This is a genomic window from Planotetraspora phitsanulokensis (genome assembly GCF_016863295.1).
GTDB lineage: Bacteria > Actinomycetota > Actinomycetes > Streptosporangiales > Streptosporangiaceae > Planotetraspora > Planotetraspora phitsanulokensis.
Map to the genome: position 1 here is coordinate 215,209 of NZ_BOOP01000018.1, position 18,462 is coordinate 233,670.

The 18,462-nt window shown below is 70.7% G+C and carries 18 protein-coding genes; 10 read left to right on the top strand and 8 right to left on the bottom strand.

Annotation, left to right across the window (positions count from 1 at the left end):
- Window positions 1–2: 2 nt before the first annotated feature.
- Complete coding sequence (locus Pph01_RS19670) at window positions 3–1,271, bottom strand: glycosyltransferase (RefSeq protein WP_239116849.1); 1,269 nt, start codon at window positions 1,269–1,271, stop codon at window positions 3–5.
- A gap of 104 nt (window positions 1,272–1,375) precedes the next feature.
- On the opposite strand from Pph01_RS19670, the gene Pph01_RS19675 reads away from it, so the two are divergent.
- From Pph01_RS19675 to Pph01_RS19685, 3 genes are all read left to right on the top strand, one after another.
- Window positions 1,376–1,999: a TetR/AcrR family transcriptional regulator gene (locus Pph01_RS19675; protein ID WP_204074571.1), complete on the top strand. Its 624-nt coding sequence runs from the start codon at window positions 1,376–1,378 to the stop codon at window positions 1,997–1,999.
- Window positions 2,000–2,086: 87 nt separating this feature from the next.
- Entirely contained in the window at window positions 2,087–3,172 is a 1,086-nt protein-coding gene (locus Pph01_RS19680) for a hypothetical protein (RefSeq protein WP_204074572.1), read from the top strand.
- Between the two features lie 18 nt (window positions 3,173–3,190).
- On the top strand, window positions 3,191–4,141 hold the full coding sequence (locus Pph01_RS19685) for an SIS domain-containing protein (protein WP_204074573.1): 951 nt from the start codon (window positions 3,191–3,193) through the stop codon (window positions 4,139–4,141).
- Here the strand turns inward: Pph01_RS19685 and Pph01_RS19690 are convergent, their stop codons facing one another.
- The gene (locus Pph01_RS19690) at window positions 4,142–4,585 is read right to left on the bottom strand and encodes a winged helix-turn-helix transcriptional regulator (RefSeq protein ID WP_204074574.1); all 444 of its coding nucleotides are present in this window, start codon (window positions 4,583–4,585) and stop codon (window positions 4,142–4,144) included. It abuts the gene before it with no gap.
- A gap of 137 nt (window positions 4,586–4,722) precedes the next feature.
- Between Pph01_RS19690 and Pph01_RS19695 the strand changes: the two genes are divergently transcribed.
- Window positions 4,723–5,283, top strand: a complete 561-nt coding sequence (locus tag Pph01_RS19695) for a YceI family protein (RefSeq protein ID WP_204074575.1) — start codon at window positions 4,723–4,725, stop codon at window positions 5,281–5,283.
- 144 nt (window positions 5,284–5,427) lie between these two features.
- Here the strand turns inward: Pph01_RS19695 and Pph01_RS19700 are convergent, their stop codons facing one another.
- A complete protein-coding gene (locus Pph01_RS19700) occupies window positions 5,428–5,661 on the bottom strand; it encodes a hypothetical protein (protein WP_204074576.1) in 234 nt (77 codons plus the stop codon).
- Between the two features lie 181 nt (window positions 5,662–5,842).
- Here Pph01_RS19700 and Pph01_RS19705 point away from each other — a divergent pair, with 181 nt between their 5' ends.
- The gene (locus Pph01_RS19705; RefSeq protein ID WP_204074577.1) at window positions 5,843–6,475 is read left to right on the top strand and encodes a MerR family transcriptional regulator; all 633 of its coding nucleotides are present in this window, start codon (window positions 5,843–5,845) and stop codon (window positions 6,473–6,475) included.
- 97 nt (window positions 6,476–6,572) lie between these two features.
- Here the strand turns inward: Pph01_RS19705 and Pph01_RS19710 are convergent, their stop codons facing one another.
- A complete protein-coding gene (locus tag Pph01_RS19710; RefSeq protein WP_204074578.1) occupies window positions 6,573–7,541 on the bottom strand; it encodes a LysR family transcriptional regulator in 969 nt (322 codons plus the stop codon).
- Between the two features lie 122 nt (window positions 7,542–7,663).
- Between Pph01_RS19710 and Pph01_RS19715 the strand changes: the two genes are divergently transcribed.
- Complete coding sequence (locus Pph01_RS19715; protein ID WP_239116850.1) at window positions 7,664–8,911, top strand: MFS transporter; 1,248 nt, start codon at window positions 7,664–7,666, stop codon at window positions 8,909–8,911.
- Between the two features lie 167 nt (window positions 8,912–9,078).
- On the opposite strand, the gene Pph01_RS19720 is transcribed toward Pph01_RS19715, so the two are convergent.
- Complete coding sequence (locus Pph01_RS19720; RefSeq protein WP_204074579.1) at window positions 9,079–9,657, bottom strand: TetR/AcrR family transcriptional regulator; 579 nt, start codon at window positions 9,655–9,657, stop codon at window positions 9,079–9,081.
- An 87-nt stretch (window positions 9,658–9,744) separates the two neighbouring features.
- Between Pph01_RS19720 and Pph01_RS19725 the strand changes: the two genes are divergently transcribed.
- Window positions 9,745–10,380 (top strand): NAD(P)-dependent oxidoreductase, encoded by a 636-nt coding sequence (locus tag Pph01_RS19725; protein ID WP_204074580.1) that lies wholly within the window; start codon window positions 9,745–9,747, stop codon window positions 10,378–10,380.
- 129 nt (window positions 10,381–10,509) lie between these two features.
- On the top strand, window positions 10,510–12,447 hold the full coding sequence (locus tag Pph01_RS19730) for a serine/threonine-protein kinase (RefSeq protein ID WP_204074581.1): 1,938 nt from the start codon (window positions 10,510–10,512) through the stop codon (window positions 12,445–12,447).
- A 30-nt stretch (window positions 12,448–12,477) separates the two neighbouring features.
- Here Pph01_RS19730 and Pph01_RS19735 read toward each other — a convergent pair whose 3' ends face one another.
- Entirely contained in the window at window positions 12,478–13,158 is a 681-nt protein-coding gene (locus tag Pph01_RS19735) for a PaaI family thioesterase (protein ID WP_204074582.1), read from the bottom strand.
- Window positions 13,159–13,311: 153 nt separating this feature from the next.
- Between Pph01_RS19735 and Pph01_RS19740 the strand changes: the two genes are divergently transcribed.
- The gene (locus Pph01_RS19740; protein WP_204074583.1) at window positions 13,312–15,066 is read left to right on the top strand and encodes a CHAP domain-containing protein; all 1,755 of its coding nucleotides are present in this window, start codon (window positions 13,312–13,314) and stop codon (window positions 15,064–15,066) included.
- 103 nt (window positions 15,067–15,169) lie between these two features.
- On the opposite strand, the gene Pph01_RS19745 is transcribed toward Pph01_RS19740, so the two are convergent.
- The gene (locus Pph01_RS19745; RefSeq protein WP_204074584.1) at window positions 15,170–16,252 is read right to left on the bottom strand and encodes an acyl-CoA dehydrogenase family protein; all 1,083 of its coding nucleotides are present in this window, start codon (window positions 16,250–16,252) and stop codon (window positions 15,170–15,172) included.
- Between the two features lie 148 nt (window positions 16,253–16,400).
- A complete protein-coding gene (locus Pph01_RS19750) occupies window positions 16,401–17,294 on the bottom strand; it encodes an SDR family oxidoreductase (protein WP_204074585.1) in 894 nt (297 codons plus the stop codon).
- A 199-nt stretch (window positions 17,295–17,493) separates the two neighbouring features.
- Here Pph01_RS19750 and Pph01_RS19755 point away from each other — a divergent pair, with 199 nt between their 5' ends.
- Entirely contained in the window at window positions 17,494–18,426 is a 933-nt protein-coding gene (locus Pph01_RS19755; protein WP_204074586.1) for a LysR family transcriptional regulator, read from the top strand.
- Window positions 18,427–18,462 lie beyond the last annotated feature (36 nt).

The window sequence follows — 18,462 nt, forward strand, 5'->3', positions numbered from 1 at the left end:
CGTCACGCGATCTTCTCGATCACGTCGGCGGCGAGGCGCAGGCCGTCGCGCGCGCGGATGCGCTCGCCCTCCGCGTCCAGCCGTGAACGGAGTCCCGCGTCGCCCAGAAGGCGGTCCACGGCGCCCACCAGTTCCTCGTCGGTGAAGCCGTAGGTGTCCAGGCGGACGCCGCAGCCGGTCTCGGCGACCCGCTGGGCGTTGTCGTACTGGTCCCAGAACAGCGGCAGAACGATCATGGGCTTACCGAAGTGCAGCGCCTCGGTCGTCGTGTTGTTGCCGCCATGGGTGATCACGAGGTCGACCAGGGGAAGGATCTTCGTCTGCGGCAGGAACTCCGCGCCCCACATGTTCGGGGCCAGCTCGATCTCCTCGTGCAGCGGCCCCTTGGAGACGATGTAGCGATGGGGCGTCCCGGCCAGGACGGAGATGACCCGGCGCATCAACTCGACGTCGGCCGATCCGAGCGAGCCGAGGGAGAAGTAGATGAGCGCGCCCTCACCCGGGATCTCCGGCAGGGTGAACTCCTCGTCGGTCTCCCTGACGGAGGAGTCGAGCCGCGTCCAGGAGTCGGCCAGCGGCCGGTCGGCGACGTAGTCGACGATCTCGGGGAAGACGTAGAGGTTGGCGTCGCCCTTGTGGACGAACTCCAGGTCGGGAAGGGCCGACGCGCCCTGCTCGACGACCCACTCGTTGAAGGAGGCCCACAGGTCGCGATGGGTCCTGTCGTACTCGGCGCGGAAGTCCGCCCAGCCGGTCCCGTCGGCGGGCAGCCCCGAGAAGACCGGGGCGATCCCGGGGCCCTTCACCTCGAGCGGGTTGCACGACACGATCCGCACGAACGGCACGCCCGCCGTCACCAGGGCGGGGAACGCGATGACGTTGTCCTCGACGATCACGTCGGGCCGTACGCGCCGGATGATGTCCTTGAGCTGCGGCTCGCAGTACCTCGCGCCGTCGGCGAGCGCCTCCCAGATCGGCTTGGTCACCGTCTCCAACTGCTCCAGCGTGCTCTTGCGGTACTCGGGGGCCGTCTCACGGATGAAGTCCTTCCAGAACTGCCCCGGGTCCTGCTCCTCCTCGGCCGGCGGGGCGAGAGCGACCAGGTCCTCCTCGAAGCCCAGCGCCTCCAGCTTTCCCTTCCACGACGCCTCGGCGGCGAACACCACCCGATGACCGCGCCGACGCAGGACGTCGCCGATCCCGATGCAGTTGTTCGTCGGGCCGTAGGCGCTCTCCGGCATGAACAGGATCGTGAGTCGCTTGTCTGTCACGTGGGGGCTCCCTGAGTATTGTTGAATCGAGATTCAAATACGCGGCCGGAGAACCCGTCAAGGGCTGGGGCGGCATGCTGCGGGTGCGGATGGATCGGAGTGACATGACCCAGCGCAAGAGCAGGGCGGACCGCAGGGCCGACCTCGTCGACGCGGCCCGCAGGGCGGTGATCCGGCACGGCGCCGAGGGCGTCCATCTCAACCAGATCGCCGAGATGGCCGGTCTCACGTCGGGTGCCGTGCTCTACCACTATCCCGACCTGCGCGATCTGCTGATCGAGGCCCACCACGCCGGGATGGAGCGCTTCTACGAGCAGCGGATCAGAAAGGCCGGCGGCATCGCCGACCCGGCACAGAAGCTGGTCACCACGATCCGCTCGGGTCTCCCGGAGGGCCCCGACGACGCCGGCGTCCGCCTCCTGTGCGAGCTGGGCGGCGCCGCCGGGCGCAACCCGGTGTACGGCTCGCTGCTGACCACGTTGTTCGACCGGCAGGTGTCGATGTACCAGGCCATCTTGGAGACCGGGGCGGCCCAGGGCGTCTTCACGCTGGCCGGGGGCTCCGAGACCATCGGCCGCAACCTCGTCGCCCTCGAGGACGCGTACGGCTACCGCGTCATCGCCCGTCATCACTCGATCGACGCCGAGGCCGCCGTGGAACTCGTCCTCGGCTACGCGCGGCTCGCGACGGGCCATCCGCTCGACGGCGCCGTCCCTCAGCCCAGGTGAGATCGTGTTGCGGCGCCGCTCGCAATCGTGCTTCCATCGTGAGCTCGAGGCCAGGCTTCGCAGTTGAACCCTGATTCAGGAGATCACGTGGAACACTCGCCGTGGCCGGTCGTCGAACGGCGGCCGGACGGCACGCTCACGCTCGAGGCGGGGGCGGGAGTCACCGAGTCGGTGGTGCGCGACCTGGCGGACGGCGCGGTCCCTCCGCCGCCCTTCACCGTCTGGACGCTCGCGCCGCTGCCCGCGGTGCCGCCCGGCGAACGGGCGATCACCGTCGACCAGACCAACCACTCGGTCATCGCGGGCGAGGCCATGGTGGTCAAGTGGTTCCCCGCCCCCTCCCGGGCGCCCCATCCCGCTCCCGCCCTGCTCACCCATCTCGCTGGGTTCGCCGGCACGGCCACGCCGTACGCCGTGATCTTCTGGGAGGACGTGCTGGTCGCCCTGGTCACGGCTTATCTGCCGGGCTCACGCGACGGATGGGAGTGGTGCGTGGACGAGGCGGCCGCCGGCCGCACCGGCTTCGCGACCGGCATCGGACGGCTGGCGGCCGAGTTGCACGCGGCGATGGCGTCTCCGTCGGCGACCTTCCCCGATCCCGTACGGCTCCCGCCCCCGCCCGCCTTCGCGGCGCGGGCCGAGGGGGCGCTGCGGGAGGCCCTGTCGCTCACCGACGGGGAAGACGGCGAGTGGCTGGCGCGTCACGCCGGCGAACTGCTCGCCGAGCTGGTCCCGCTCGCGTCCGCCGGCCGTACCCCGCTGATCCACATCCACGGCGACCTGCACGTCGGCCAGATCCTGCAGTGGCGGGACGGCTACGCGGTGGTCGACTTCGACGGCAACCCGACTGTCGCGGAGGCCGAGGTGTTCCAGCCGGCGGCGCGTGACCTGGCGCAGTTGCTGACCAGTCTCGACCACGTCGGCCAGGTGGCGGTGCGGCGCAGGTCGGCGGACCCGGCGGCCACGGCGGCCTGGGTGCGGGCCGCCAGGACGGAGACGGAGACGGCCTACGTGAACGGCCTCGCGCACGCCGGACGGGCGGACCTGCTCGACCGGTCGCTGCTCAGGCCGTTCGAGGTCGAGCAGGAATGCCGCGAGCTGATCTACGCGGCCCGGCATCTGCCGCGCTGGCGGTACGCCCCCATGGGCGTGCTGCGAGGGTGGTTCACGTGATCACGGCGAGGAGCGGGTGTGGACGCTGAGCGGTTCGTGGCCGACCTGGAGGCCAAGCCGGAGGCACTGGGCAGGCTGGCCGACCTCCTCGACGCCGGCGACCCGTTCGGCGGGCTGCCGGACAGCTTCGACCGGATCGTCTTCCTGGGCATGGGCAGCTCGCGGTACGCGGCGGGAGTGGCCGCCCAGAGGCTGCGTGCCGCCGGGGTCGACGCCGTGGCGGAGTACGCGTCCGCGTCGGCGGGCACCCTCCCGGGGCCGCGGACCGTGGCGGTCGCGATCTCGGCGTCGGGCGGCAGCAGGGAGACCCTCGACGCGCTGTCCCGCCACGCCGGGAGGTCGTTCGTCGTCGCGATGACCAACCGGCCGGGGTCCGCCGTCACGGAGGGCGCCGACCTCGTCGTGCCCATGACCGCCGGAGAGGAGGCCGGGGGCGTCGCCTGCCGGACGTTCCAGCACACCCTGGCCCTCCTGCTCGCGATGACGGGCCGGGCCGGGGTCCCGGCTCTGGTGCGCAGGGCGGCCGACGCCACGGCCGACCTGCTCGACCGGCGGGGCGACTGGCTGGACGAGGCCGTCCGCCTGCTGGACGGCCCGAACGGGGTCTACACCGTCGCCCCCGCCGAACGGCTGTCGTCCGCCGAGCAGTCGGCGCTGATGTTCCGCGAGGGGCCGCGCCGTCAGGCCGACGCCTGCGAGACGGGCGACTGGGCCCACGTGGACGTGTATCTGACCAAGACCTACGACTACCGGGCGATCGTGTTCCCCGGGTCGCGCTACGACGAGCAGGCGATGGAGTGGGTCCGCGAGCGGGGGTCGGCCGTCCTCACGGTGGGCGGCGATCTCGCTGGACAGGCCGGCTCCGTCCGCTATCTGCACGACGACGATCCCGACGTGGCCCTGCTCACGGAACCTCTGGTGGCCGAACTGGTGGCGGCCTCCTACTGGCGTGCTGCCGAGCCCTCCTAGCTAGCGCCCGATTGCGCCGGGGCCGGTCGGAGTCGCGTCCCTGGCCGCGGCACGGGCGTCGAAGTCGGCGCGCGCCTTGTCCATCTGGTCGAGGTTTTGGTTGGTCCACCTGATCAGCGGCGCAGCGGCTGCGAGCAGGGTGACACCCAGCGGGGTCAGCGCGTAGGTGACGTGCGGAGGCATGACCTCGTGCACGGTGCGGATGAGGATGCCGTCTCGTTCCAGCGCGCGCAGGGTCACGGTGAGCATCCGCTGGCTGATGCCATCGATGCCGCGCTTGAGCTCGGTGAAGCGCTTGGTCTCGCTGCCCAGGTGGGACACCACGTAGAGCGACCACTTGTCGCCCACCAGGTCGAGGACTTCCCGCGCCCGGCACGCGTCCCCCTCTACGAGCGCCTCGACCGTGTAGCACGCGCCCGCTTCGACGTCAGTCGTCTTCTCCATGGTCACCTCCACAGAACCGAGGCATTAAAAAGTGCCTTATTGCCGTTGGGTCGCCCAGACGGACACGATGTTCTCGGTTCCCAAAGAGTACCGAGTAATCATGTGGAACCGCGATACCCAACTACAAGGAGTCAACCGTGACCGTCATCGATCTTCAGATTCCGGGATACGTGGCCGGCACCTGGGTCATCGACCCAGTCCACTCCCACGTCGGCTTCGTCATCAAGCACATGATGGTGAGCAAGGTGCGGGGCCACTTCGGCACGTTCACCGGAGAGATCACCACCGCCCCGAACCCACTAGGCTCGCGGGTCACCGCCTCGATCGACGCGACCTCGATCGACACGAACAACTCGATGCGTGACGACCACATCCGCTCCGCGGACTTCTTCGACGTGCCGAACCACCCCACGTTCGAATTCGTCTCGACGGGCGTCCGGTTCGAGGGCGGCGAGTTCTTCATCGACGGCGATCTGACCATCCGCGGCGTCACCCGGCCGGTGTCCCTGGCCGCCGAGACACCGGAGTTCGGCCCGACACCCGAGGGCGGCACCAAGGCCGGCTTCTCCGCGACCACCGAGATCAAGCGCGCCGACTTCGGCATCGACTACAACGGCCCGATCCCCGGCGGTGGCACCATCATCGCGGACAAGGTGCAGATCGTCCTCGAGATCGAGGCGGACCTGCAGCCTGCCTGAGCCGCCCAGGGAACGTCCATTGGGTACACCCACGGCTCAACCCAGTGAGGCCTTCACCGCAGCCGGTCTCCCAGCGGGTCCGCACGCCGCACTGGGTGATCGCACGGATGCAGCCGCCCGCCGAGGCGGCGCCGTACAGCACGATCAGCGCCAGCCCAAGAGGGAGGCCGCGCCGTCGGGGACGTAGCCGTCGGATCCGGCCTCGCCGATCCACAGGATCTCGTCGTACTCGGCGAGCGGGCCGACCGTGTACCCCATGGGCATGCGCGGCTGGATGGCGAATCTCACCTCGAGATCCGAGTCGTACCGTTCCAGCGCCTCGATGAGATCCCCCACGGTGTGGATGCCCTGCGTCTTTCCACGCCTGTGCCTGCCCATGGGTTCTCCGCGCGTTTCTCCGGTGTCCTCGATCGGCCGGTGCCCGGATCGACCGGTGCTCAGATCAAAGGAGTAGACGGAGCGTAGCCCATCGGCCGCGAGAGTGACCATGGTTACCGAAGGCGCATCGGCCACCCCCACACCAAGGCTGGATAGTTGAACTATCCACTAGGATCTCCCCATGCGGATCTCCCAGCTGAGCACCGAATCCGGGGTTCCCATCCCGACGATCAAGTATTACCTGCGGGAGGGACTCCTCCCCCAGGGCGAGCAGACGTCGGCCACCCGCGCGGAGTACGGCCCCGCCCACCTGCGCAGGCTGCGTCTCATCCGCGCGCTCCTCGAGGTGGGACGGGTTCCGGTCGCGGCGATACGCACAGTGATCGAGGCGGTCGAGGACGAGCGGACCGATGTCCACACCATGCTGGGGACCGCCCACTACGCGCTCGCCTCCCGGCCAGAGCCGCACGCCGACGATGAGGAGTGGACGCGGGCGCGCGAGGCCGTCGACCGGTTGATCGCGGATCTCGGATGGCGGGTCAGCCCGCTCGCGCCGGGCCGCGACGAGCTCACGCAGACCCTTGTCACCCTCGCGCGCCTGGGCATGCCCGCCACGGACGCCGACCTGCTCGTCTACGCCAGGACGGCCATGAGCCTGGCCCACGACCACGAGATGGCCAAGATCCCCTTCGACGGGCCGCGCGACGTCGCGGTGGAGACACTGGTGATCTGCACCGTCATGTACGGCAAGGCCTTCGACGTCTTCCGCCGCCTCGCACAGGAGTCGGAGTCCGCCAGGATCCTGGAGGCGTGAAGCCCGGCTGTTGCCGGCCGTGACGTTGTCGACAGTGGGAAGTCGGTGGCGAGCAGGTTCAGCAAGTGATGCCGGAAACGCGCCTGGGTTGTGAGTGTTACCGGCGGTGCGAGGTGATGTCTCCGTCGCGGCGACGTGGGGTCGCCACCCAGGATGGGAGCCATGTCGTCTCGGGGAGGGGGGCCAGGCTTCCGAAGTGGTTGATGATCGCCCGTAGTCCTGGGTGCGGATTCGCCCTGGGGAGGATGAGCGAGATCGGGTAGGCGATCGTCGGGTTCACGATCGGGATGCGGCGCAGGTCGTAGCTCGTCGGCCAGACGTACCGGTCCCGCGAGCCGACGAGCGTGGCCACGTCTGCGGAGTCCGCGAGGGTGTCGAGGAGTACCTCGTTGCCGAAGTTCGGGCCGGCGGCGTCGACGCGGAGATCGAATTCGGTGGTGAGCTGATCGTAGAACTCGGCCCATTCGCTTCGCGGCGCGATGCCCGGCACCCAGATCCGGTGCCGGCGCAGTTGGGCCGGCGTCAGTGCTCGTGCGGAGGCGAGTGGATGGCGGGGGCCGACGACGAGTTCCAGCGGAGAGTCGAACGCGCGGATCATCTGTAGGTCGCGCGGCAGCGCGGCGGGGTCGGTGATCGTGCGGAACGTGGCGTCGACGTCGCCTGCTTGGACGGCGGCGACCGCCGCGCGCGGGTCGTCGACCCTGAGGGTCACCACGTCGAGCTCGATTCCGGGATGCGACCGCCAATAGTCGTGCAGGATCACGGCCTGCGCGGATCGGAGGCCGAGAACGTCGATCCGAAGGGCCCGCGAGCCCGGTCTGATCGCGGTGATGGCGCGATCGACACCCGCGACGATGTCCCGGGCGTGCGGGAGGAACGCCTGTCCGTCGAGCGTGAGCTCGACCCCTCGGGCGGTGCGGGTGAACAGGCGCACGCCGACTTCGCGCTCGAGGGCGGCGATCCGCTTGGAGACGGCCTGCTGCGTCACGCCGAGCTCGTCCGCCGCCTGTTGCAGTTGTCCGAGCTCGGCGGCGCGGACGAACGATCGCACCGCCTCGGTATCCACTGATCCAGCCTATGGGTGCCCAACTGTTGGTTGTGGCGCACCGGGCAGCCGGTTGTTTGATCGCGCTCCGAGCTGGCTGGTGTGATTCACCGACCTGAACATCGGTTGTCGCAAGGAGTCGCATGCGCGCGCAGTTGGGACGCGGTTTCGGTTGGCTGTGGTCGGCCTACGCGGTGAGCACTTACGGCACGTGGATCGCTTTCGGAGCGTTCCCGCTGATCGCGGTGCGCGTGCTGCACTCGCCGGCATTCGCCGTCTCGCTCCTGGAGGCCGCCGGCCTCGCCGTCGCGGCGGTCGTCGCGGTCCCGCTCGGTCCGTGGATAGAACACCGGGCCAAACGCCCGGTGATGATCGGGATGGACCTGATCCGCTTCCTCGCCATGGCGAGCGTTCCGATCGCGTACCTCCTCGGGCTGCTGTCCTACGGCCAACTCCTCGTCGTCTCGGTCATCTCGGGAACCGCGAGCATCGTGTTCACCGCCGCCTCCGGCGCGTATCTGAAGCACCTCGTCCGCGGCGATCGTCTCCTTACCGCGAGCGGGAGATTCGAAGGCACGACCTGGGTGGCCACCGCGGCAGGACCGCCGCTCGGCGGCGCGCTCATCGGGCTGCTCGGCCCGGTCGTCACCGTTGCGGCGGATGCCCTCAGCTACCTGCTCTCCGCGCTCGCGGTCCGCCACATCCGCGGAGCCGATGTCGCGGTATTTCGCGACCCTGCGACCAGGTTGCGCGCCGCCGACTTTCTGGCCGGTTGGCGGTGCATCTTCCACGACCGGGTGATGCGGCGCCTGTTCCTCAACCAGATGACCGTCAACGGCCTGATCATGGCCACCGGCCCGCTCCTGGCCGTCCTCCTTCTCGGCCAGTACCACTTCCCGGCCTGGCAATACGGTCTCGCCTTCGGCATCCCGGCACTCGGAGGCTTCGTCGGCGCCCGCCTGTCCGCGCGCTTCGCCTCCCGCTACGGGCGGCACCGCGTCATGATCGTCACCGGCTGGCTGCGCTCGATCTTCCCGCTCGGCCTCGCCTTCACCCGTCCCGGCACCCCCGGCCTTATCACCGTGATCATCGTGGAGGGCCTGCTGATCGTCTGCATGGGCGTTTTCAACCCCGTCAGCGCGACAGAACGCCTGCAACGCGCTCCCGCCGATCACACCGCCCAAGTCCTCAGCGCATGGAGCATCAGCAGCAAACTCGCCCAGGCCACCCTCATGGTGATCTGGGGCGTGATCGCGACACTCACCGGCCCCCTTGCCGCGATCACCATCTCCGGCATCCTCCTGCTCGGCACACCCCTCCTGCTGCCCAGGCAGGCGCACGTGCCCGACCCGGTGGCAGCACCACCGTTCGAAGACGTCCGATCCGCATGACTCACCGCAATGCCCCGCTCACACCTGAAGGCAGGCGCCGACTCGTCGAGCGCCGCCAAACAGGTGGAACCTGCACTACGACTACCACCGGCCCCACGGCGCACACGGTGGCCAGCCGCCCGCCTCACAACTCGACTCAGGCGTCAATAACGTTCTGACTCCGACACCTAGCGCGGGCAGAGCCCGGCCATGAGCGTCGCGACGAAGCCGGGCGCCGCGTCGCCGGGCCCCAGATCGACGAGGCTGGTGAGAACGGCCCGGTGGAAGCACGCGCCCATGAGCATCGCCGCCGCCGCGTCCGGGTCCGCGCCCGTGCCGACCCTGCCGATCTTCTGCTCCTCCCGCAGATACGTCCCCAGCAGCATGATGGGCAGGTGGGGGCCTCCGCCCGTCTCCGCGAGCATCGCGCGGAAGCTCTCCAGCAGGGACTTCTCCGCGAGCAGGCCCGCGCTCAACGGCAGCGACCTGCGGTAGAACGCGATCGCCGCCCGGGCGAACTCCTCCAGGTTCTCCACCACGGTCGCGACGCCGACCTGCCCGCTCAGCCTGACCACGGCGGGCGTCAGCGCCGGCATGCGCTCGAGCAGCACCGCGAGGAAGAGGTCCTCCTTGCGGCTGAAGTGCTTGTAGAGGAGGGCCTCCGAGCAGCCCGCGGCCCGGGCGATCTCCCGGGTGGTCGCCCGGGCGAGGCCGAGCTCGTTGATGACCTGATCGGCCGCGGCGACGATGCGGTCGCGAGTGCCCACGTATCGGCTCTTCCGGTGTTGACGGGTGAGTGAACACTCACCACTATAGAGGTGAGTGAGTGCTTACTTACGACCACTGGAGGAACAGTGCGCATCATCGTCTTCGGTGCCACCCGCGGCACTGGACGCCACTTCGTACGGCTCGCGCTCGCGAAGGGGCACGAGGTGGTCGCGGTCGCCAGGAGGCCGGAAGCGGTCACCGAGCGGCACCCGAACCTCTCCGTCCGGCAGGGCGACGTGCTCGCGCCGGAGACGCTCCACGTCAAGGGAGCGGACGCCGTCGTCTTCCTCGCGGGGCCGAGCGAGTCCGGGCCCACGCGGCTCTACTCACAGGGAGGCCGCAACGTCATGGACGCCATGGCCGGCCAGCCGGACGGAGAAGGCGTCCGGCGGCTGGTGGTGGTGACCAACGCGCTCGGCGACAACCCGTCGGCCGCGCCCCTGCAGCGCCTGCTGACCCGGATGGTGCGGGCGACCGTGCTGCGTCACGTCCATCGTGACGCCCGCCTGCTCGAACGGGAGATCCGCGGCCGCGACCTGGACTGGACGGTGGTCCAGCCCCCGCGCCTGACCGACAGGGCGGCCACGGGCGTCTACCGCACGGCCGTGGGCGACTGCGTCCGGGGCGGGCTGACCATCTCCAGGGAGGACCTCGCCGACTACGTGCTCGCGGCCGTCACCGCGCCCGAGACGATCAGGGCGACGGTCGGGATCGCGTACTGAACGCCGCTGCTCCGGCGGCCGCGTTCCCGCGGAAGGGCGTCAGGACTACATCCATGCGGTGACATTATGCTCCGGTGACAATCCGCCTTTCGGGTGAGACCTTGGTTCAGGGCTATCCGAAGGGGCCGCATGAACGCCTGGTCGGTTCCCGGATACCGGGAAGTGCGAGAGCTCGGCGCCGGTGGTGCCGGCAGGGTCGTGCTGGCGACCTACTCGACCACCGGGGCCTACGTCGCGATCAAGTATCTGCATGACCGGCTGCGCGGCGACCCGCGTTTCCTGATGGGGTTCCGCCAGGAAGCCCGCATCATGGTCGAGCTGAACGACCCCGCCATCGTGCGGCTCTACGAGTACGTCGAGACGCGCGACGGCGCCGCGATCGTCATGGAGCTGGTCGACGGGGTCCCGCTGCGGCGGATCCTGAGCGAGCACGGCGCGACCAGCCCGGAGGCGGCGCTGGTGGTGCTCAAGGGCTCGCTGACCGGCCTGTCCCTCGCCCACGCGTCCGGCATCGTGCACCGCGACTACAAGCCGGAGAACGTGCTCGTCCAGGCTGACGGGGCGAGCAAGCTGTCCGACTTCGGCATCGCCACGCCCAGCACGGAGCCCGGCATGCCCGCGGGCACGCCTCCCTACATGGCGCCCGAGCAGTGGGACGACGGCGCGGTCAGCCCGGCCACCGACGTCTACGCCGCGACCTGCGTGTTCTTCGAGTGCCTCACCGGGCGCAAGCCGTACCGGGCCGATCACATCGCGCGGCTGCGCCACCTGCACAAGACGGCTCCGATCCCGGCCGAGGAGGTGCCGAGCGCGGTCCGTGGGCTGGTGTCGCGGGGTCTCGCCAAGAACCCGGCGGACCGGCCGCCGACCGCGGGAACGTTCCTCGGCGAGCTGGAGGACGCCGCGGTCGCGAGCTACGGACCCGACTGGGAGCAGCGTGGCCGCAGGCGGCTCGCGGAGCTGGCCACCCTCCTCGCTCTGGCGTTCCCCCTGGCCAAGCCGGCCGAGCCGGTCGAAGTGGCCACCTCGGTCGCCCGGACGGTGCTGACCGGCAGGCTCCGCTCGTTCGTGCCCCGGTTCGCCCTCGGCGGCGCTGTGCTGTCCGCGGTGGTCGTGGCCGCCCTCATCGCGGCGAACCGGCAGACCCCGGTGGCCGACGACTCGCCGATCGTGCCTCCCGTGCACGCGGAGGACGCCGGGCCGTCCGCCGAACCATCGGCGACCACGTCATCTTCGCCGTCTCCGTCGCCGTCCCGCTCTCCGTCCCGCTCTCCCTCGCCCACCGGAACCGGCGCCTCGCCGGGCGATCCGCCGGCCGGCGCCCCCTCCGGCTCCACGTCCGCCTCTCCCACCGGGCAGCCGTCCTCACCGGGCGCCACGCCCCCGGGCACGCCGAAACCGGTGCGGCCAGAGGTGACGCGCCTCGGCATCACCGGATTCGACGGGCAGTCGGCGACGGTCCACGTGCGGGCGGCCAACGACAAGAAGGTCACGCTGACGGTCCGCTTCCTCGAGGGCACGGGGCCGGACGACCTCAAGCCCCTGCCCCCGCAGGTCATCCCCCTGGCGGGCGCGACCTCATATGACACGGGAGTGCAGCAGGCCTTCCCGACCCCCGAGTGCGACACGACCGTCTACCGCCGGGTGGAGGCCGGGACCTCTCCCGCGGCGCCGGGCGGCACGCAGACGGATTCGGTGCGCGTCACAGGGGCGCCCTGTCCTCCTCCCCCGGTGGACAGCGTCAAGATCTCCGACTGGGACGGCACGGAGGTCGACGCCGACATCAGCACCGGCGGCCCCGGCCCCGTCCGCGTGACCGTCCAGTTCGGCCGGAACGGCGAAGTCGTCGACACGGTGACGCGGACGCTGCACGGGCGGACGGCCTACTCCTTCAGCGCGAGCGCCGACCTCGGCCCGGCCGACTGCCGGCGGAAGGTGACGGAGTACACCGCGGTGATCACGACCGAGCCGGGCGCCGCGAACGGCGCGCAACGCGCGTCGATCCGGAAGGTGTGCGTTCAGGAGTCCGGCCCGCCGACCAGGGGCGAGCCCGGCCTCCCGGCGTGATCACACCAACGCGCCCGCGCCCGCGCCCGCCTAGGCGGGCGGCGCCGTCCTCGTCGGCGGCGGCCCGGTCACCGGCGCCGGCTCCTCACCGGGCTCGGCCGGTCGAATCCACATCTGCGGGGTGACGAACAGTCCCGTCGCCTCGACCAGCGGCGTGCCGTCGGGAAGGGCGATCGAACCGTCCGCCCACGTCTTGCGTCCTTCGCTGCGGGTGACCGCGGCCGTGGCCACGACCCGCTCGCCGTACGGCACCCGCCTCTTGTAGCGAATGGTCAGCGTGCCCGTCACGCCCCCTCGGCCGGAGGCGGCCACGGCGTCCCCCAGCAGGTGATCGAGGATCATCGCGCTGACGCCGCCGTGCACCCCGCTGGGCGGACCCTCGTGGGCGGGTCTGAAGTTCACATCCGCGCGGGAGCCGCCCTCCAGCGAGCGCTCGACCTCCAGGGGCAGGGCATGGGGGTTGCACGCGCCGGTGACGGCGTTGCCGAGATGCCGGAACGTTCCGTCAGGGGCGAACTCGTGCGGCAACGGGGTGTCGCGCCGGACAGCCCGGAGACGCTCGGTGATGGCCACGAGCTCGGCGGTCACGGCCGCGATCTCGGTCTCGTCCACGTCGGTCAGCACGACCGCGTCCATCAGTTCCCTGGTCTGCTGGGACAACACCGCCAGGGCCGCCAGTTGCGCTTCCCCATTGGCGAGTTCGATCGTCATGGCGCCGATTCTAGAACATGTTCTAGCTCTACCTGGCCGGTTTGTTCATGTTTAGGTAGATAAATTTGACTTTGTCTAGATATAGCCCGTTTTGCGAAGGTAGCCTCCCACGTCACCGGAATTCCCTCGCAGAACGGCAGGCCCATCCTTCGCATGAACAGCCCCGAGATGAAGAAACTCCTCCACCTCCTGCAGTCCCAGGTCGGATACAGCGAGCACGCGGGCGGGTCCACCAAGTTCGGGCACTGGTACAACACCGTCGAGAACGACGCCGAATACACCAGCCAGCCGTGGTGCGACATGTTCCTGTCATGGGGTGCGCACAAGCTCGGCTACGCCCACTGGTTCGGGCAGTTCGCCTACACGGTCAGCCACGCGCGGTGGTTCAAGCAGCACCATGCCTGGGGATCCGTCCCGGTACCCGGTGCCGTCGTCTTCTTCGACTGGTCCGGGACGGGCACGATCGACGGCATCGACCACGTGGGCATCGTCGCCTCCGTCGACGGAAAGAAGATCCACACCATCGAGGGCAACACCGGCGGCGGGCAGGTGCGCGCGCAGGTGCGCGACCAGAGCTCGGTCGTGGGCTACGGGTACCCGGAGAAGATCAGGGCACTCCAGGAGCGGAAGGTCGAGGCGGAGGGGCGGGCCACCGCCGCCGCGACCGCCCACCAGACGATGTCACTGCCTCCGGCCACACCCCGGCCCGCCGAGGCGCCCGCCCCCGCGGCCGCGCCGCACCACCTGTCGCGCGCGAGCCAGGCGACGTTCATCGGGACCGCGTCCTCCGCGCCCGCATCTCCCACTCTGACCGTGGAGACCCTGGCGGGCAGCGCGTCGGCGACCGTACGGGCCGCGGTCGCAGGCACCTCGCCCGGCATGTGGACGGCCGCCCACAGCGATCCGGACGCCAAGACGGTGTCCCGCACGAATTCACACCCGGTGTCGCACACGGTGCCCGCCATCACCACGTACGAGCCGGCGACGACCAGAACCGTCGCCGATTTTCAGCCGCTCCCGAGCATCCCGCCGCAGCTCGGCGACACGGCGGTCATCACGCCGCTGCTCGTCGCCGTGCTGGCCGCCGCCTACTTCAAGGTCCGGCGAGGTTCCGTACGGCATGCCGTGGCCGACGGGGACGCGCAGGCGATCCTCGAGTCACCGGCCCCGAGCCGTGCACCGGGGCACGGGACGTCAGGAGAGCCGGGCGGATGGTTCACCCCCGTCCGGATGAACACCGTCGCCGACCGCGCGGACAGGCCCGGACCTCCGCCATGGCCGTCGATGCCCGTGGACCGCCCGGGCACGGCCTTCCCGCCGCCGAAATCGCATCCGGCCGACGTATTTCCGGGCCACGCGTCCCCTGCCGACGGAGACTCAGCGAACGGGGACTCAGCGAACGGGGACTCAGCCGACGCGTTCCCTACGGACGTGTTTCCGGCCGACGCGTATGCGGCCGAGGCATATGCGGTCGCATCGGCCGCCCCTCCACACGCGGATCCCCTCTACTTCATGCCCGACCGGCGCCCCACGCCCGAGCAGCCTGATCCGAGCGACACCCCGGAGCCGCCGTCGCACCCCAGGCCGAGCCTCTACCAGGGCAGCGACGGTTTGGCCGACGCGCTCGAAACCTTCTGGAGCACGAACCTGCACGAGGAGCACACCGGTGGTCCCGCCGCCCCGATCCCGGACGGCCGGCCCGCCCCGACCGGGCCGTCGGTGCCGGTCGAGCAGCGGGCATCCGCCGACGAGAACAGGCCGGCCGTGTGGGAAGAGCCTCGCGCGCGATGGGCGACGGACAGGTCGCCGGCGGCGTCCGAGCAGCCCCCGCCAGAGGAGCGGCCCAAGCCAGAGAAGCAGCCCGCACCTCAACGCCGCACCAAGGGCGGGCGTCACCGCAAGTCCTGACCTCTCGCTCCGCCCGAGCCGTCCCTCGCGACTCCGTCCCATCGCCGAGCCGACCCTCCGTGAGCCGACCCGTCACCGGCCGGCGCGAAGGGCGGTCCGGCGGTCACAGAGCCCGGGGCAGACCGGAGAAAGCGGCGGGATTGCCCAGGACGGCGGTGCGCAGGCGAGCCCGATGGACCCCCGTGTCACCGTAGGCCGAAGCCAGCGACCACACCCGGGCGAGCCATAACCGCAGGTCGAGTTCCTCGGCGTACCCCACCGACCCGTACACGCGCAGCGCCGTCTCCGCGGCCCGTGTCGCGGCCTCGCCCGCGCTCGCCTTGGCTGCGCTGACCGCCCTGCCCAGCCCCGTCGGCTCGACCGCACCACGTGCCGCCCGATCCACGACCGCCGCTGCCGCGTAGACAAGGGGCGCGGCGAGGTCGATCGCGGTCGCGACGTCGGCGAGCCGCCGCTTGACCGCCTGGAAGGCGGGGACCGGCATGCCGAACTGCCTCCTGCTTCCGGCGTGTTCGACGGACACCTCCAGCACGTGCCTGGCCAGTCCCACCAACTGCGCGGCCACCGCCACGGTCGCCCCCGCCACCGCGGGCGCGGCCATGGCCGTGGCCGTCAGAGGAAGACGACGAGCCGTCAGGGGCAAGGCCGTCCCCGCTGGGCCGAGCTCTTCGCCGACGGCCACGCTGAACAGGCGGCGCACGGGATCGGCCCCGGCCTGGGGCGTCAGCCGCACCTCTGCCGTGGGGACGACCTCCGTCTCGCCGTGCCGTTCCACGACGAGCAGGTCGGCGAGGTCGGCGTCCGGCGCGTGGACCTGGTCACCGAGGCGGGCGGACACGCACAGCTTCCCGGCGGCCAGCTGGACGAGCAGGTCCTCGTCCCGAACGAGCAGTGGAGCCACGACAGCCGTCTCGACGACCGGGCCGGGCAGCGCAGCCCGGCCGGTCTCCTCGAACGCCAGAACGGAGGCGGCGAGCCCGCGGCCAAGGCCCTGGTGCTCCTCCGGCACGAGCACTCCGAAGAACCCCATGTCCGCGAGTTGCGGCCACGCGGGGAGCCGCTCGTCCCTTCGCACGGCCTGGCCGGCTTCCCGTACGGCTCCCGCGGGACAGTTCTCCGCGAGCACCTCCCGCACCGCGTACGCGAACGCGAGCTGGTCGTCGGGGAAGGGGAAGTTCGTCTCCACACTCCGACATGTACGGCGTCACCGGGGGACGCGCCATGGCGAAGGCTGCCAAGGCTGCACTGAGAGCCGGACAGTGATCCTCATTTGCGGATAAATCGGCATCAGTGTGCGCGGCGCCCGGGGGCCGAGGCCTGTCGTCACAGCCGGATCAGTCGTTGAAGTAATGGCCTTCTTCGAGGTCGGGGATGAGCTCGGAGTGCACGGGATGCCAACCCAGCTGCTTCCGGGTCAAGGCGCTGGAGGCCGGAGTGTCCATCGAGACGACGGCGCCGAGCCAGCCGAAGTGGCCGTCCGCCTCCTCACGGGAGACCGCGGTCACCGGCAGGTTCAGATGCCGGCCGATGACGTCGGCGACGGCACGGATCGGCACGCCCTCTTCGCCGATCCCGTGCAGTCGGGTGCCTGCGGGCGCCGTCTCCAAGGCCAGCCGGAACAGATGCGCGGCATCGAGCCGGTGGACGGCGGGCCACCGGTTGGAACCGTCGCCCACATAGGCAGAGACGCCCTTCGCGCGGGCGATGTCGACGAGGCGCGGGACGAAACCGTGATCACCCTCGCCGTGCACCGTCGGCGGGAGCCGCACCACAGAGACGCGCACGCCACGCGCGGCCAACGGCAGCGCCGCCACCTCCGACATCCGGGGCGCGGCAAGCGGTGCGGAATCAGGCACGTCCTCCTCGGTCGCGAGACGGCCCGCCGTGAGACCGGCGGTCCCGGCGGCCACGACGAGGGGGCGATCCGATCCCGCCAGCGCCTCGCCGAGGGTCTCGATGGCGCGCCGATCCGTCTGGGCGGCGGCCGCGAAGTCGGAGAAGTCGTGGATGAACGCAGTGTGGATCACTCCGTCCGACCCGGCCGCCGCGCCGCGCAGACCGTCGAGGTCGTCGAGGGCACCGCGGTGCACCTCGGCCCCGGCGGTCGTCAGCGACACGGCCGCCGTGTCCGAGCGGGCAAGACCGACAACCTGATGTCCGGCATCGATGAGTTCGCGAACGACGGCGGAACCGATGAAGCCGGTTGCGCCGGTGACGAATACACGCATGGTGGACTCCCTTAGGTGAAAGCGTGACCCGGCCCCGGGCTGTGTGGAGGGACGCCCGGAGCGGTGCTTCCATCGTCGGAGCGGGGAGTGGCCCGCGTCCAAGGCTTGTTCCGCACCGGGCAATGCGATTCAGGCATCACTCCAGGTCAGCGAGGTCTTTCCGGAGCTGACGGCTCCTGTCGCGGACTACGCTTCAGACATGTCCGACTCGGTTTCTTCCGCTGACCTCGATCTGCGGCTGGTGCGGTACTTCACGGTGGTCGCCGAGCACCGGCACTTCGGCCGCGCCGCCGAGGCCCTCCACGTCACCCAGCCGTCCCTGAGCCGTCAGATCCGCCGCCTCGAACAACAACTGGGCGCCCGGCTGCTCGACCGCACCCCGCAGGGCAGCCGGCTCACCGAGGCCGGGGACGTCTTCCTGCCCCGCGCGAAGGCGCTGCTGCGCTCCGCCGCTCAGGCCGCGGCCCACACCCGGGCCGCGGCCGAGCCCAATCGGATCGCCATCGGCTACACGACGGGGATCATCGTCACCCCGGCGGCGCGCGAGCTGCGTCACCGGCACCCGGGCGCCGACGTGCACACCCTGTTCCTGGACTGGAACGATCGGCGCGAGGCGCTGCTCGATCACCGTGTGGACGCGGTGGTGACCCGGCTGCCGATCGACACGGGGCAGCTGGACGTGACGATCCTCTATGCCGAACCCCGGGTGCTGCTGGTCCCCCTCGACCACCGCCTGGCCGGCAAGGAATCCGTCACCCTCGACGACATCGCCGGCGAACCCCTGCCCCGGTTGCCCGACCCGGCCTGGAACGCCTTCTGGCGTATCGACCCCCGGCCCGACGGAAGCTCGGCACCCGACGGTCCCCTCGTCGAGGCCGTCGAGGACAAGTTCGAACTCGTCGCCGCCGGGCAGGCCGTGGCGATCGTCCCGGCCCTCCGCGCCGGCAGCCACCGCCCGGACCTCACCATGATCCCCCTTGACGACGTCGAGCCCAGTCACGTCGTGCTGGCGACCCGCGCCGGCGGCCACAGCCGCCTGGTGGCGGCCTTCCGCAAATACGCCCAGTCCCACCTCACCGGTCCCGGCTCCGCCGAACCAGCTCGCATCCCTCCCGCACGATCCGAGGAATGACCGCCGCCGTCCTGGCCGTCCCGGAGCGCCGCGCGA

Excerpts from the sequence above, each read along its gene's own strand:
- Pph01_RS19750 (WP_204074585.1), bottom strand. The coding sequence starts at position 17,294 with ATGCGTGTATTCGTCACCGGCGCAACCGGCTTCATCGGTTCCGCCGTC.
- Pph01_RS19690 (WP_204074574.1), bottom strand. The coding sequence starts at position 4,585 with ATGGAGAAGACGACTGACGTCGAAGCGGGCGCGTGCTACACGGTCGAG.
- Pph01_RS19705 (WP_204074577.1), top strand. The coding sequence starts at position 5,843 with ATGCGGATCTCCCAGCTGAGCACCGAATCCGGGGTTCCCATCCCGACG.
- Pph01_RS19715 (WP_239116850.1), top strand. The coding sequence starts at position 7,664 with ATGCGCGCGCAGTTGGGACGCGGTTTCGGTTGGCTGTGGTCGGCCTAC.
- Pph01_RS19740 (WP_204074583.1), top strand. The coding sequence starts at position 13,312 with ATGAACAGCCCCGAGATGAAGAAACTCCTCCACCTCCTGCAGTCCCAG.
- Pph01_RS19735 (WP_204074582.1), bottom strand. The coding sequence starts at position 13,158 with ATGACGATCGAACTCGCCAATGGGGAAGCGCAACTGGCGGCCCTGGCG.
- Pph01_RS19675 (WP_204074571.1), top strand. The coding sequence starts at position 1,376 with ATGACCCAGCGCAAGAGCAGGGCGGACCGCAGGGCCGACCTCGTCGAC.
- Pph01_RS19755 (WP_204074586.1), top strand. The coding sequence starts at position 17,494 with ATGTCCGACTCGGTTTCTTCCGCTGACCTCGATCTGCGGCTGGTGCGG.
- Pph01_RS19730 (WP_204074581.1), top strand. The coding sequence starts at position 10,510 with ATGAACGCCTGGTCGGTTCCCGGATACCGGGAAGTGCGAGAGCTCGGC.
- Pph01_RS19700 (WP_204074576.1), bottom strand. The coding sequence starts at position 5,661 with ATGGGCAGGCACAGGCGTGGAAAGACGCAGGGCATCCACACCGTGGGG.